13 protein-coding genes are annotated in these 14,304 nt (G+C 50.0%); 12 read left to right on the forward strand and 1 reads right to left on the reverse strand.

Going from position 1 to position 14,304, the window contains the following annotated elements; all coding sequences use genetic code 11:
* Nucleotides 1-68: 68 nt before the first annotated feature.
* A complete protein-coding gene (locus tag SJI19_RS06555) occupies nucleotides 69-2,144 on the reverse strand; it encodes an alpha-amylase (protein WP_323477463.1) in 2,076 nt (691 codons plus the stop codon).
* Nucleotides 2,145-2,503: 359 nt separating this feature from the next.
* Between SJI19_RS06555 and SJI19_RS06560 the strand changes: the two genes are divergently transcribed.
* The 12 genes from SJI19_RS06560 to grpM all read left to right on the forward strand — a co-directional run bounded on the left by SJI19_RS06560 (nucleotide 2,504) and on the right by grpM (nucleotide 14,208).
* Nucleotides 2,504-3,622: a 1-propanol dehydrogenase PduQ gene (locus SJI19_RS06560; RefSeq protein WP_323477464.1), complete on the forward strand. Its 1,119-nt coding sequence runs from the start codon at nucleotides 2,504-2,506 to the stop codon at nucleotides 3,620-3,622.
* A 144-nt stretch (nucleotides 3,623-3,766) separates the two neighbouring features.
* On the forward strand, nucleotides 3,767-4,438 hold the full coding sequence (pduL, locus tag SJI19_RS06565) for a phosphate propanoyltransferase (protein WP_323477465.1): 672 nt from the start codon (nucleotides 3,767-3,769) through the stop codon (nucleotides 4,436-4,438).
* 10 nt (nucleotides 4,439-4,448) lie between these two features.
* Nucleotides 4,449-5,267, forward strand: a complete 819-nt coding sequence (gene eutJ, locus SJI19_RS06570) for an ethanolamine utilization protein EutJ (RefSeq protein ID WP_323477466.1) — start codon at nucleotides 4,449-4,451, stop codon at nucleotides 5,265-5,267.
* 13 nt (nucleotides 5,268-5,280) lie between these two features.
* On the forward strand, nucleotides 5,281-6,069 hold the full coding sequence (locus tag SJI19_RS06575; RefSeq protein WP_323477467.1) for a hypothetical protein: 789 nt from the start codon (nucleotides 5,281-5,283) through the stop codon (nucleotides 6,067-6,069).
* Nucleotides 6,070-6,078: 9 nt separating this feature from the next.
* Nucleotides 6,079-6,351 (forward strand): EutN/CcmL family microcompartment protein, encoded by a 273-nt coding sequence (locus SJI19_RS06580; RefSeq protein ID WP_323477468.1) that lies wholly within the window; start codon nucleotides 6,079-6,081, stop codon nucleotides 6,349-6,351.
* Nucleotides 6,352-6,392: 41 nt separating this feature from the next.
* Nucleotides 6,393-6,902 (forward strand): GlcG/HbpS family heme-binding protein, encoded by a 510-nt coding sequence (locus SJI19_RS06585; protein WP_323477469.1) that lies wholly within the window; start codon nucleotides 6,393-6,395, stop codon nucleotides 6,900-6,902.
* A gap of 44 nt (nucleotides 6,903-6,946) precedes the next feature.
* Complete coding sequence (gene tdcD / locus SJI19_RS06590) at nucleotides 6,947-8,146, forward strand: propionate kinase (protein WP_323477470.1); 1,200 nt, start codon at nucleotides 6,947-6,949, stop codon at nucleotides 8,144-8,146.
* A gap of 321 nt (nucleotides 8,147-8,467) precedes the next feature.
* A complete protein-coding gene (gene grpH, locus SJI19_RS06595; RefSeq protein WP_323477471.1) occupies nucleotides 8,468-8,749 on the forward strand; it encodes a propanediol utilization system shell hexameric protein GrpH in 282 nt (93 codons plus the stop codon).
* A gap of 24 nt (nucleotides 8,750-8,773) precedes the next feature.
* Nucleotides 8,774-9,556, forward strand: a complete 783-nt coding sequence (pduB, locus tag SJI19_RS06600) for a propanediol utilization microcompartment protein PduB (protein WP_323477472.1) — start codon at nucleotides 8,774-8,776, stop codon at nucleotides 9,554-9,556.
* Between the two features lie 51 nt (nucleotides 9,557-9,607).
* On the forward strand, nucleotides 9,608-11,203 hold the full coding sequence (locus SJI19_RS06605; protein ID WP_323477473.1) for an aldehyde dehydrogenase family protein: 1,596 nt from the start codon (nucleotides 9,608-9,610) through the stop codon (nucleotides 11,201-11,203).
* A gap of 24 nt (nucleotides 11,204-11,227) precedes the next feature.
* Entirely contained in the window at nucleotides 11,228-11,527 is a 300-nt protein-coding gene (locus tag SJI19_RS06610) for a BMC domain-containing protein (RefSeq protein WP_323477474.1), read from the forward strand.
* A 131-nt stretch (nucleotides 11,528-11,658) separates the two neighbouring features.
* A complete protein-coding gene (grpM, locus tag SJI19_RS06615; protein ID WP_323477475.1) occupies nucleotides 11,659-14,208 on the forward strand; it encodes a glycyl radical diol dehydratase GrpM in 2,550 nt (849 codons plus the stop codon).
* Nucleotides 14,209-14,304: the final 96 nt, after the last annotated feature.

Consider the following 14,304-nt stretch of genomic DNA (forward strand, 5'->3'; position numbering starts at 1 on the left):
CCAACCAATGACTCACGCGCATGCACGTTAGTGCACAACGTTTTTATGCCAACGAGGACCAAGGAACATCAGCGCAACACCTGATGCAACAGATTCCCTGCCCAGACTACCATCACTTTATCGTCACCTTTCTGACGGCTAAATGCGTAATACTCCGGTGTATGCCGGGTCGTCTGGATGCCTGCACCCACGGCAACATGTTGTTCCCTGAATTTTCCCAGTTTTTGCCAGTGCGCCAGCAAAGTGTGTTTCGTACCGGTCAGCTCATTCCAGTTCATGTCGGAGCGGGTGCCTTGTAAAGGATCCGAGCCTGTCGGGCCAAACGGGCGTCCGCTTTCATCGCCGTAGTAAATCTGCACCGTACCGGGTGCCAGCAATAACACATCTGCCGCACGTTGTTGCAACGGCAGTGCGCCTTTGGCATCAGCGTCGAAAAACAAGCGTGTATCGTGCGAAGAGAGATAGCTCAGCACGTTGAAATCCTGCATTTTTTGCGCCATTTGCTGATAAGTTGCGTCGATATTGGCAAAACAGCCCAGTGCGGCGGCGGCCTGATCCTGGAAATCAAAGTTGATCATCGCGTCGAAACCATTCTGGTAATAATCGCTTTTCATCACACCGTGACCCCAGGCTTCGCCGGTCATCCAGAACGGTGCATTATCCAGCGCCTGCGAAGGATTCGCTGCCTTCCATTGTTTCAACGCGTCGACAGCGCGTATTTTTAGCAGCGCCAGCGTCGGTTTATCAACGTGCTTGGCGGTATCCACACGGAAACCATCAATGCCGTAATCCCGCACCCACTGACTGAGCCAGGTCACCAGATATTCACGCGGTGTTGCACCGGGGATCGCCTTGGCGGCCGTGTCAGGTTTATGTCGGTAAAAGACCGGCAAACCACTGGCTTGTGTCGATTCGGTTTTGATGTCGGGCAGGAAGGCCAACGACATGGTCAGGTCATCATAACCGGGTGAGTCATAATCGCCGATGTCGGTGCGGATCCATTTTTTACCCCACCACGTGTTCCAGCCGTCGTTGTCTGCGAAATTAATATAATCATTAAAACTGTGCCAGTTCTGACCAGGACCCGGTTTCCAGTCGGTCCAGTGCTTACCAAGGGTTTTTTCGATTTCATCGCCTTTGAGATAGAACGATCCGAAATGGAAAGTCTGCATATCGGCAAGCGTAGCGTAGCCGCTGTGATTGAGCACGACGTCAAACACAATGCGGATCCCTCGCCTGTGCGCCTCACTGACCAGTGTGTGTAACTCCTCTTCGGTGCCCATATTGGCATCGAGTTTTGTCCAATCGAGCGTGTAATAGCCGTGATAAGCATAATGTGGAAAATCACCCTGAGTACCGCCGCCGACCCAGCCGTGGATCTGCTCTAGCGGCGAGCTGATCCACAGCGCGTTGACGCCCAGCTGTTGCAGATAATCCAACTTCTTCGTCAGCCCGACCAGGTCGCCACCGTGGAAAGTACCGATTTCCTGCAACCCATCGCTGTGACGGCCATAACGGTGATCGTTGGCAGGATCACCGTTCTCGAAGCGATCGGTTAACACAAAATACACCGTGGCGTTTTGCCAGTTAAAGGTGGCGGGGATGTTATGATCGGCAGACTCCAGTAACAGTAAACCGCCACTGGCAGGATCGGGCATCATCATGACATGCCCCTTGGTTACCCGGGCGGTCAGGCCGGAATAAAAGTCGCGGACTTTTTCACCCTCAGCAAAGGTCCCGGTGACATCTATCGAAAGCGGTTTGCCATTCCAGCGTGGGCAGGTTTGCGACGCTGCGGCGACGGCTTTTTGCTGCGTTTTCAGGCTTAGCAGCAAGGTCGGCGTTCCGCTGCGGGTGTCGATTCGTACCTGATAATCCCCTGCGCGAAACTGACGCCAGTTAACCGGAGCTTGGTTTTCGCAGGGGCGCAACGACAGCATGACGTTAAGCTTTACCTCGTCAGCCGGTTGCCAGCATTGGTTATCCTGATGAAGTTCCAGTGTGCGCTGGCCTTTGGGCAACGTGGCGCTGCTGGTCAGTATTCCGCTCGACGGCTCGGAAAAATCGGCAAAACCTTGCAGCGACCAGTTGGCCTGTACGGCAGGTGAAACGAACAATAACAACGGCAGTGTCAGGCGTTTCATGGTTCTCCTTACACGGGGCAGGAGCCTCATTATGGCAGGGGTGGATGCAGTGTAATCTGTGATAAAAATTTCGCCTCATCCCTGCGGCATAAATCTGGGGAGGATGGACCAGGGGGAGAACCTGGTGCGTCCTCATGGCGGCGTGTCAGGCGAAGTACCTGTTTAAGCATTAAAACGATGGCGACAGTGATAGAGAACATTCAGGATTTTTTTGACTCCCCAAAAAACAACAAGGCAAAATAATCCTTTATATGCGCAAGCATTCTAGGCCTCATTAACGCTTCCCCATGTTAGGTTAACAACATGCATTTTGATTTCATGTTTACCGTGCTGGTAACTTAATAAAGGTAGTTGCAATAATGGGTAGCTATTTCTTTTCCTGTCCAAAAATTTACTTTGGTGAAGATTCTATTACTTCATTAAGCACACTGAAAAATAAAAAAGTTGGCATTGTCACTGATGACTTTATGGTGACGTCAGGTAAAACACAATATCTGGTCAACTTTATGCCGCAAGCGTCAGTATGCATTTTTGGCGAGGTCAAACCTGATCCTGATGTTGATATTTTGCAAGCCGGCGCTTCACGATTTAAACCGTTTAAACCCGATGTCATTATTGCGTTGGGCGGCGGTTCGTCCCTCGATGCCGCTAAAGGGATCAAGGTGACTCTTGAAGATTACTATCAGGACCATACGATTGAACTGATTGCGATTCCAACCACCAGTGGTTCGGGTTCGGAAGTGACCTCATACGCCATTATTTCCGACCCAAAAAATGGCCGAAAGTACCCCTTAATCGCAGCAGAATTAGTGCCGGATAGCGCGATTCTTGATCCTTATTTGGTGCTGACAGTGCCGCGTCAGGTGGCGGTCGATACTGGCATGGACGTTTTGACCCATGCCATAGAAGCCATTGTTTCTAAAGGTGCTAATGATTTTAGTGATGCGCTGGCGGAAAAAGCCATTGCCCTGACCTGGCAAAATCTGCCTCGGGTCTTTAACGATGAAAAAGATATTCAAGCACGTACCCGTATGCATAACGCATCTTGTATGGCAGGAATGGCCTTTAACTCCGCCGGACTCGGTCTGGTACATGGCATGGCGCATGCCATTGGCGGAATGCTGCATATTCCTCATGGTAAAATCAATGCCATGCTGTTGCCATTGCTCATTGAATTTAATAGTGAGAACGCGGCGGAACACACCATTAACCGATATGCACAATGTGCCAACATTGTGGGAATTAAGCAGGATTGTCCACGTCAGAGTATTAAACAACTGGCGGCAAGTATCCGTAAATTAAATGCGTTTTTTGGTATCCCCTCGACCTTAAAAACGTTAGGTACGGATATTACTGCGCTAGAAAAATTACGCCAGCCGTTGATTAATGCTGTGCTGGCGGATGGCTGTACGGGATCCAATCCGCGTCGGCCAACGGAGCAGGATATTGATAAATTAATAACCCTTATTGCTGGCTAGTCTGGACGAGATTGTTCTTTTATCTTCAACCGGTAAAAAAAATCCTGCTGAAGTACAAAAAACCATTCTCTTTAGCGCCTATCTTGAAACGAAATAGTCAGCGATTGTATCAACGTACAACGTATATATCAGGTCATTTATTTTATGGATCACACCCAACAACAAGCCGCATGGATCACCAGACAAATTCTTGAGGAACTGGCTGCGGGGCAAAATGCACAACCGCTGCAGATCAACACGGCGAGTGAACTCGACATCCCCGTTGGGGTATCGAACCGCCATGTTCACTTGTGCCGGGAAGATATGGATGTGCTATTTGGCTACGGCTCGACGCTGACACGGATGAAAGCGGTGAAGCAGCCCGGTCAATTTGCCGCCGAGGAGACGGTGACGCTACGAGGAAAAAAAGGGGAAATCGCCAACGTGCGCATACTGGGTCCGCTGCGTCGCGCAACACAGATAGAGATTTCTGTGGCCGACAGCTTTTCGCTTGGGGTTAACGTTCCCGTCAGAATGTCTGGCGACACCCAGGGCTCTGCGGGGGTAGAAATCATCGGTCCCAAAGGGCGTGTCGTCAAACCCAACGGCATGATCGTCGCCTGGCGTCACATTCATATCTCACCGCAAGATGCGGAGAAATACCAGTTGCAGGATGGAATGGAAATCGATGTCCATACCGAAGGCCAACGCGCAGGCGTGTTGCGCCATGTGGTGGTCCGCGTGAGTACTGATGCCATATTGGAACTGCACATTGACGTGGAAGAAGCCAATGGACTAGGCCTGCACAACGGCGATCGGGTTTGCCGGGCAATATAGGATATCAATTATGGCTGAAAGTGCCGAATTCCAGCGGCTACGCGAGCTGGCAACGCTTATCCGTACCGGTGAATGCCGGGCGCACACGGGTGTGCTAAAGGTGGGCGTGGATTTAGGTACCGCGAATATCGCCGTAGTGGTGGTGGATGAAAATAATGTTCCCGTGGCCGGCATCACTTGTGCCTCGACCGTGGTTAAGGATGGTGTGGTGGTGGATTACCTGACGGCCAGCCGAGTGCTCACCCGCCTCAAGCTGACGCTGGAAGAGAGACTTGGCCAACCCTTGTCCATGGCAGCCACGGCCATTCCGCCGGGCATTTCTGCCGGCAATATCAAGGTGATTGTCAATGTTGTTGAGGCCGCAGGATTCACCGTGGGTCAGGTGCTTGATGAGCCCGTCGCTGCAGCCAGTGCGCTCAATATTCGCAATGGTGCCGTAGTGGATGTCGGCGGGGGAACGACCGGCATGAGCATTTTACAGGACGGGGAAGTGATTTTTTCCGCCGATGAGCCCACCGGTGGTACGCATATGACGCTAGTGCTTGCCGGCGCGCTCGGCATGTCATATGAGGACGCGGAAGAGATGAAAAAAGATCCCTCCCAGGAATCTGCGGTTTTTGCGCGAGTTCGTCCGGTGGTCGAGAAAATGGCGAGCCTGACGTCTCACTGGCTGGCGTCGCAATCCGTGGAATCGGTTTATTTGGTGGGTGGTGCGAGCAGTTTCACCGAATTTGCCACGGTTTTCAGTAAGGAAACCGGGAAACAGGTTGTTCCCTCCGTGGAGCCGTTACTGGTTACGCCGTTAGGCATTGCAATGAACGCACGTTGACAGAAGGGAAAATATGTACAGCCAGACATTGTCTCAGTTGCTTGATACCTTCATCGCTGAACTCCTCGCGCAGAAAAAATGCGACGTTGACTCGGGGAGCAAAAAGATGCGTGTGGTCATTACCGGTAATGATATTAGCGCGTTGACTGAGACAGTAAACTGTCTGGTTGCGTTAGGTCGAGCCGGGTATCAGTTGTGGGTGACCTTCTCACAGAGTGCCAGCCTTTCGGCGCTGAAAATGTCCTATATCCAGGCGATTGGTCAGCGATGTTCCGGTGTGGTCTTCGATGAACAACCACGACATGATGTTGTTTTTGATGACGATTACGAAAGCCTTTTTTTGCCGGCACTGTCCACGAATAGCATGAGTAAAATTGCGCTTGGTATCAGAGACAATATTGCCAGCGAATGGGTATTTCATGCGTTTAGCCAGCAAAAGCAGATCATTGCCACCCTAAATAGCGAATGCCTGGCCGGGCCAAAAAACGCTGTTTTGCCTCAACCGCTACTATCACGATTGTCATCATACGTTCAGACGCTTGAGCAGTACGGTATCGTCTTTTCAGGTAACAAAATGATGTGCTCTGCGCGGTCTGATGCAACACCCACAGGTGCCCGCCAACTGGCGGTCGACGCAGTGCACAACAAGGTTCCCCACGCCCCCAAACGACTCATTACACTGCGCGACATCCGGCTTCACCCGACAAATGAACATCTTTGCGTCGATAGCAAGACACTGATCACACCTGCCGCCCGTGATGAAATCAGTCACAGGAAAATCACCGTTATTCAGGGCCAGTAAGGAGGGAATATGTACTTGGCAAAAGTCACCGGCGCGTTGGTTTCAACCACCAAACATGCGTCGTTAAACGGTTCAAAATTATTAATTGTCGTCCATCTTGATGAGCATTATATACCGACAGGCCATACCCAAGTGGCGGTGGATATTGTCGGCGCAGGAAACGGCGAAATTGTCATCGTCACCACGGGAAGCTCTGCGCGGATGAGTAATAACAAAGAGCATTCGGTGATTGATGCCGCCGTGGTCGGCATTGTGGATTCTCTGGAGCTTAACAGCAAATAACGCTGCGGCACTGCGGCGTCACATCTTCGGGAGCAATACCTATGTCAATGCCTGTCTATTCTCAGGATCCACCCATTGAACGCTGGATTAATGACGCCATTTCAAAGCAGGCACCGGAACGGTCTATTGCGTTGAGTTTACAGGATGCGGCCCACCTGGCGCTGCTCGCTCAGCAAGAAGCGGATGCCTGCGGCATTCCAGTGGTATTTAGTCTGGTCGATGCCTGTGGGCTCCAGCGCTATTATTTCAGTATGGATAACGCACTTTTGATAAGCCATACCCTGGCTTATCAGAAAGCCTATACCGCCGTGGCGTTAAACATGCCCACACATAAACTTTCTGCCTTGGTGCAGCCAGGCGCTGAACTCTTCGGCTTACAACATGAAGGCGGTATCTGCTGTATCGCTGGGGGTATTCCCTGCTGGTCGATGGGTCGCCTGTTGGGTGCCATTGGCATTAGCGGCGGCACTGCGGAACAGGATCTGATGATTGCCCAACATGTGCTTGAGCGTTTCAATGCTGCATATTATCCACTGACAGCAGCAAGATAATTGTTTTCTTATTTATGGGTTGGTTTTTACTGGCAGGGGTCATCATGTCCTTAACATCACTGGTATTGGTTATTAATTGTGGTTCTTCATCATTGAAGTTTTCGGCTATGCCGCTGACGGAAGAAGCACCAATATTATCTGGACTGGCAGAAAGGTTGGGGCTGGATAATGCCACAATGACATTTAAAGACCGTGCAGGTAATACGTCGACTGTGGCGATCCAAGAGGCTAATCATCATAGCGCGTTGCATGTATTGTTTGAAAAATTATCGGATCAACAGCTGCTTAAATCCGTTTGCGCCATTGGCCACAGAGTTGCTCATGGCGGTAATGAATTTAAGCACTCGGTCCTTCTTTGCGCTGATGTGATTGAAAAAATCAAGGCGCTGTCGACATTGGCACCGCTCCATAACCCAGCAAATATCATTGGCATCGAGGCGGCTATCGCGCTTTTGCCCACGTTGCCGCAGGTGGCTGTGTTTGATACCGCGTTCCATCAAACGCTGCCCCCTGAAGCCTATACCTATGCCATCCCATTTGAATATCAGGAACAATACCAGGTGCGGCGCTACGGATTTCACGGCACTTCTCACCGTTATATCGCATCCGAGGCGGTCTGTGCATTCAACCTCGACCCCGACGATCATGGCATTGTGATTGCGCACCTGGGCAATGGTTCGTCGGTCTGTGCGGTCAAAAATGGGCAAAGTGTTGACACGTCAATGGGCATGACGCCGTTGGAAGGGTTAGTGATGGGAACGCGTTGCGGCGATCTGGATGTTGGCGTGTTGGCCCATATTGCCAGATGCAGTCATCAGTCTATCGAGTCGTTATATAAAATAATGAACAATCAGTCAGGTTTGTTCGGACTTTCCGGTATTTCCAGTGATTGTCGCACGTTGCAGGAAGCGAGAAGCAAAGGCAACCCGCGCGCGATGCTGGCGATTGATGTCATGGTACATCGGCTGGCACGCCATATTGCGGCGCATCTCGCGTCGCTCAAACGGTTTGATGCGTTGATTTTCACCGGTGGCATTGGTGAAAACTCGGCGTTGATTCGTGAGTTAACCGTGAAACATCTGGCTGTTCTTGGTCTGCGGCTCGATCGGGCAATGAATGAACAAATCAGTGGTGGGCGTAGCGGCATTATTTCTCTACCGGATACGCCGATTGTCGCTGTCATTCCTACCAATGAAGAAAAAATGATCGCTCTGGATGCGGCGGTAATTTCAAACGTCATTTAACTGGCTACGTCAATATAGACTTTATTTTTTTTGATCAAAAATGAGAGATGAATAACATATTTCATTAATGACTGTATTGATGTTGCTGTGTTTATTTCATTCGTGAAATAAACACTTCCCCCTTATGAAAGATTTTAACTGTGGGTGGATTTTATTGTCCCGCAACCCAACGGGATAACAAGAAAGTCTCGCTAGCGGGCAAAACATTTTGCCGCAATATCTCTAACATCGTATTACTGAGTATATTACGCACACGGGTATATCGGGTATTTGCGATGCCTTTGTGCACACTGTCTTTCTATCGCAATTATCGAGGTAGTTATGCAACAAGAAGCATTAGGAATGGTTGAAACTAAAGGTCTGGTATCCGCAATTGAAGCTGCAGACACCATGGTGAAATCAGCCAATGTCACACTGGTTGGTTATGAAAAAATCGGCTCCGGGCTGGTGACGGTGATGGTACGTGGCGATGTTGGCGCGGTTAAAGCCGCCACCGACGCCGGCTCCGCCGCCGCCAGTAAAATCGGTGAACTGGTCTCTGTGCACGTTATTCCTCGCCCGCATATTGAAGTGGAAAAAATTCTGCCGAAGGCGCTTGGTTAATCACTACCACTGGGGATACTGACCATGAGAGATAATCTTGTTGAGCAGATTATATCTGAAGTAATGAATAAACAGACTGGGGGCGCGGCAAAGCACTCTGCCGCGTCCTTTGCTGGATGTGGTTTGACTGAATTTGTGGGTACCGCACTGGGCCATACCATTGGTTTGGTGATTGCCAATGTCGATAATCAGCTACATGAGATCATGAATATCGATAAGAAATATCGCTCAATCGGTATTCTTGGTGCGCGTACTGGTGCCGGACCGCATATTTTTGCTGCCGACGAAGCCATTAAAGCCACCAATAGTGAAATCTTGTCGATTGAACTGGCTCGCGACACTGAAGGCGGTGGTGGACATGGTTGCCTAATTATCTTCGGGGCCGAAGATGTTTCCGACGTACGACGTGCCATCGAAGTGGCGCTGTCCGAAATCGAACGCACCATGGGGGATGTTTACGGTTCGCCGGCGGGTCACCTCGAGTTTCAATACACAGCCCGCGCCAGCTATGCATTAAACAAGGCGTTTGGTGCACCGGTGGGTAAATCGTTCGGTTTGACCTGCGCATCGCCTGCGGCCATTGGCATTGTTATTGCTGATGCGGCGGCAAAATCTGCGGTTATTGAGCCCATCGGCTACGCTAGCCCGGCAAAAGGCACCAGTTTCTCCAACGAAGTGATCTTTACCTTCGCAGGGGATTCCGGTGCGGTTCGCCAGGCCGTGATCGCCGCGCGTGAAATCGGTCTGCAATTGCTTGCCACGTTAGACCCGGCGGAAATCAAATCCACCACAACCCCCTATATCTAAACCATTTGGGCGGCAATGCGAGCGAAGCGATGTGAGGTAAGGAACTTAAAGATGAATGATATTGAAATAGCTCAGGCGGTCTCAAACATTCTGAGTAAATACACAACCATCGCGCCAACCGTCGCGATTGACCCAGCGCCTTGCTCCAGCCAGGCTATGGGATTGGATCGTCTGGACGATATCGTGGTTCAGGCGCTGGCACAGCGGGCGTTGGTCTCTCCAGGGACAGCCGAGCCCACAGCAGAGCGCGATCGTCTGGACGATATCGTGGCGAAGGTGCTGGCGCAGCGCAGCAATGCCTCATGCGGGGCAACGCAGTGTTCGACGGGGGAAGGTGCGTTCGCCACGATGGACGAAGCTATTTCTGCGGCGTTAATCGCGCAGGTCCAGTATCGCCATTGTTCTATGCAGGATCGCACGACTTTCATTAACGGTATTCGTGAGGTTTTTCTTCAGGACGATATTCTGCAAAAAATTTCCCATATGACGGTTGAAGAAACCGGCATGGGAAATTACGAAGATAAGCTGATTAAAAACCGCATTGCCGCCCTGAAAACCCCCGGTCCGGAAGACCTGATCACCAGCGCCTGCAGCGGGGACGGTGGTTTAACATTAACGGAATATTCTGCCTATGGCGTGATAGGTTCAATCACGCCGACCACCAATCCGACTGAAACGATCATCAACAACAGCATTGGCATGCTGGCGGCGGGAAATACAGTTGTATTTAGCCCACACCCGCGCTCAAAAAAAGTGTCTTTATATGTTGTTGCACTGATCAATACCAAACTGAATCAGCTGGGGGCGCCAGCCAATATGGTTGTTACCGTATTTGAACCCTCCATTGAAAATACCAATGTGATGATTCACGATCCACGGATCAATATGTTGGTCGTCACGGGCGGCCCGGCAATTGTGAAAATGGTCATGTCATCCGGTAAAAAAGCCATTGGCGCCGGTGCCGGCAACCCGCCAGCCATTGTAGATGAAACTGCTGATATCGAAAAAGCCGCTCGGGATATTATCAATGGCTGCAGTTTTGATAATAATCTGCCTTGCATTGCAGAAAAAGAGGTCATTGTAGTGAATCAAATTGCAGATTATTTGATTCACTGTATGAAGAAAAGCGGAGCTTATTTGCTGAGCGATAATAATCTTATTAAGCAATTGCAATCGCTGGTGATGAATGAAAAAGGCACTGGACCTAATACGAGATTTGTGGGTAAAGACGCACGCTATATTTTGCAAAAATTAGGTATTTCGGCACCAGAAGATATTAAGGTGATATTAATTGAAACGGAGAAAACGCATCCTTTTGTGATACATGAGTTGATGATGCCGATATTACCTGTGGTGCGAGTCGATAATGTGGATGAGGCCATTGAACTGGCGGTAAAAGTTGAAAACGGCAATCGGCATACTGCCATGATGCATTCGACCAACGTCGAGAAACTCACCAAAATGGCCCGGCAGATCCAGACCACTATTTTTGTTAAAAATGGTCCCTCTTATGCCGGGATCGGGGTCGGCGGTGAGGGGCATACCACCTTTACCATTGCCGGACCCACCGGGGAGGGACTGACTACCGCGCGAGCATTCGCCAGGAACCGCCGCTGTGTGATGGTTGAAGCGCTGAATATTCGTTAATCATGTCTGATGGGTAAGACCAAGATGAAAAAACGCATCATAAACGCACCGACACCGGACATTCTGGCAATGTTAAAACGTCGGATGTCGGGGGAGTCTCGTTCGCGGCTTGACCTGATTAGTATTGATGCCATAGGCCTCATTATGCTGCCGATTCCCGACTTGTATTTCTACGGAGATCTGGCCAATAAAAGTGCTAACGTGGTGGTTTCAGAAATTTTTGGTACTTGCCCTCAGCATATTACAACACTGGCCATTTTTGGTGAGGTCTCTGCGGTAAATGAAGCCATGCGAATTATTGAGGATGACGACCTTAATTTCTGAGCGTTAGCCTATGCAAAAAATATCTTGCTGGTGGGCGATGTCTCTTAAAACGATGGCGTCATGTCAAATATTATCCATAAACACCCTGCACTGCCGCAAGGTTAACAAACTTAATTTTCGGGAGTTATTGTATGTTAGAAAAAGGTTTTACGAATCCGACCGATCGTGTTGTAAGACTCAAAAATATGATTCTGCAAGCGAAGCCGTATGTTGAATCAGAACGCGCAGTGCTGGCTACTGAGGCTTATAAAGAAACGGAAGAATTGCCGGCAATTATGCGTCGGGCAAAAGTGGTCGAGAAAATCTTCAACGAATTACCGATTACCATCCGTACTGATGAACTTATTGTTGGTGCGGTGACGATTAATCCTCGTTCAACCGAAATTTGCCCAGAATTTTCATACGACTGGGTAGAAAACGAATTTGAAACGATGGGGGATCGTGTCGCCGACCCATTCATTATTCCTAAAGAAACAGCGCAACATCTCCATGATGCCTTCAAATACTGGCCGGGTAAGACCACCAGTTCTTTGGCTGCTTCGTATATGTCAGAAAGTACCAAAGACAGTATGGCCAATGGTGTATTTACGGTTGGTAATTATTTCTATGGTGGTGTAGGCCATGTCTGTGCAGATTATGGCAAGGTCATGAAAATCGGTTTCCGCGGCATTATTAATCAAGTTAACAACGCGCTGGAAAATCTTGATCGCCATGAACCAGGCTATATTAAGAAAGAACAATTCTATAATGCGATAATTATAAGCTACAACGCTGCGATCAACTTCGCACATCGCTATGCCGAAGAGGCCTCGCGCCTGGCGCAACAAGAGACCAATCCGACCCGCAGGCGTGAGCTGGAACAAATCGCGCAAAACTGTACCCGGGTACCCGAATGTGGCGCGACCACATTCTGGGAAGCCTGCCAGACATTCTGGTTTATTCAGAGCATGCTGCAAATTGAATCGAGTGGACATTCAATTTCTCCGGGACGCTTCGATCAGTATATGTTCCCTTACTATGCGGCGGATAAATCCATTACCAAAGAGTTTGCTCAGGAACTGGTGGACTGCTGCTGGATCAAACTCAACGACATCAACAAAACACGCGATGAGATCTCCGCCCAGGCGTTCGCGGGTTATGCGGTTTTCCAGAATTTGTGCGTAGGGGGCCAAACGGAAGACGGCCTTGATGCCACTAATGAAATGAGTTTTATGTGCATGGAGGCAACGGCTCATGTTCGCCTGCCGCAACCTTCCTTTTCTATTCGCGTTTGGCAAGGCACACCGGATGCGTTCCTTTTTCGCGCGTGTGAATTAGTGCGGATGGGGTTGGGCGTACCGGCAATGTACAACGACGAAGTGATTATTCCCGCCCTGCAAAATCGCGGTGTCTCTTTGCATGATGCCCGCGACTACTGCATTATCGGCTGTGTTGAACCTCAGGTGCCCCATCGTACCGAAGGCTGGCACGATGCCGCATTCTTTAACGTGGCTAAAGTGCTGGAAATCACGCTTAACAACGGTAAGGTGGGGAATAAACAACTCGGTCCGGTCACCGGCGAATTGACTCAGTACACCGGCATGGATGACTTCTATAGCGCGTTTCAAACCCAAATGGCGTACTTTGTGCACCAATTGGTGGAAGCCTGCAATAGTGTGGATATTGCCCATGGGGAACGTTGTCCGCTGCCGTTTCTCTCCGCATTGGTCGATGATTGTATTGGTCGTGGTAAACCCTTGCAGGATGGCGGCGCTATTTATAACTTCACGGGTCCGCAGGCGTTTGGCATCGCAGACACCGGGGATTCGGTTTATGCACTGCAAAAACAGGTATTTGAAGATCGTAAATTAACCCTTCAGGAGCTGAAAGGGGCACTGGATTCCAACTTTGGTTATCCGGTGGGTGGGGCTGCTCATGGACCGGCGGAAAAATCGTCGTTGGGTGAGAAGGATATTTATGACGTCGTGAAACGGATTATTGACCAGCACGGCACATTGGATGCTACCGCCATCAAAGCTGAGGTATATCGGCAACTCTCCTCTGGTGGGGCGTCTCACTCGCCGGCAGCCAATGGATCGCGTTATGAAGAAATTCGTCATATCCTGGGAAACAGTCCATGCTTCGGCAACGACATTGATGACGTCGATCTCGTGGCCCGTAGATGTGCACTGGTCTATTGCCAGGAAGTGGAAAAATACACCAACCCACGCGGGGGCCAATTCCAGGCAGGCATTTACCCGGTATCCGCAAACGTACTGTTTGGCAAAGATGTGAGTGCGCTTCCCGATGGCAGATTGGCCAAAGCGCCTTTGGCCGATGGTGTTTCACCGCGCCAGGGTAAAGATACCCTTGGGCCAACCGCGGCGGCAAACTCGGTGGCTAAACTTGACCATTTCATTGCATCTAACGGAACACTCTATAACCAGAAATTTTTGCCTTCTGCACTGGCAGGTGAAAAGGGTTTGCGCAACTTTAGCGGTTTGGTGAGAAGCTATTTCGATAAAAAAGGCATGCATGTGCAGTTTAATGTTATCGACCGCGCTATATTGATTGAAGCCCAAAAACATCCTGAAGAGCATCAGGATCTGGTGGTGCGTGTTGCCGGTTATAGCGCGCAGTGGGTGGTATTGGCAAAAGAAGTTCAGGACGATATTATCAGCCGTACAGAACAGCACTTCTGATTATTATTAATCGTCTATGGGCTGTGCCAAAGGGCATGGCCCATGATTAAAAATCATCATGGGATCGTTATTTTGATACCCGCAGAATGACGAATA

Source organism: Acerihabitans sp. TG2, from assembly GCF_035013185.1.
Classification (GTDB): domain Bacteria; phylum Pseudomonadota; class Gammaproteobacteria; order Enterobacterales; family Enterobacteriaceae; genus Acerihabitans.

Bases quoted from the DNA above. Each gene is read 5' to 3' on its own strand.
- pduB (WP_323477472.1), top strand. From the start codon at position 8,774: ATGAGAGATAATCTTGTTGAGCAGATTATATCTGAAGTAATGAATAAA.
- SJI19_RS06580 (WP_323477468.1), top strand. From the start codon at position 6,079: ATGTACTTGGCAAAAGTCACCGGCGCGTTGGTTTCAACCACCAAACAT.
- tdcD (WP_323477470.1), top strand. From the start codon at position 6,947: ATGTCCTTAACATCACTGGTATTGGTTATTAATTGTGGTTCTTCATCA.
- grpH (WP_323477471.1), top strand. From the start codon at position 8,468: ATGCAACAAGAAGCATTAGGAATGGTTGAAACTAAAGGTCTGGTATCC.
- eutJ (WP_323477466.1), top strand. From the start codon at position 4,449: ATGGCTGAAAGTGCCGAATTCCAGCGGCTACGCGAGCTGGCAACGCTT.
- SJI19_RS06560 (WP_323477464.1), top strand. From the start codon at position 2,504: ATGGGTAGCTATTTCTTTTCCTGTCCAAAAATTTACTTTGGTGAAGAT.
- SJI19_RS06555 (WP_323477463.1), bottom strand. From the start codon at position 2,144: ATGAAACGCCTGACACTGCCGTTGTTATTGTTCGTTTCACCTGCCGTA.
- SJI19_RS06610 (WP_323477474.1), top strand. From the start codon at position 11,228: ATGAAAAAACGCATCATAAACGCACCGACACCGGACATTCTGGCAATG.
- SJI19_RS06575 (WP_323477467.1), top strand. From the start codon at position 5,281: ATGTACAGCCAGACATTGTCTCAGTTGCTTGATACCTTCATCGCTGAA.
- SJI19_RS06585 (WP_323477469.1), top strand. From the start codon at position 6,393: ATGTCAATGCCTGTCTATTCTCAGGATCCACCCATTGAACGCTGGATT.
- grpM (WP_323477475.1), top strand. From the start codon at position 11,659: ATGTTAGAAAAAGGTTTTACGAATCCGACCGATCGTGTTGTAAGACTC.
- pduL (WP_323477465.1), top strand. From the start codon at position 3,767: ATGGATCACACCCAACAACAAGCCGCATGGATCACCAGACAAATTCTT.
- SJI19_RS06605 (WP_323477473.1), top strand. From the start codon at position 9,608: ATGAATGATATTGAAATAGCTCAGGCGGTCTCAAACATTCTGAGTAAA.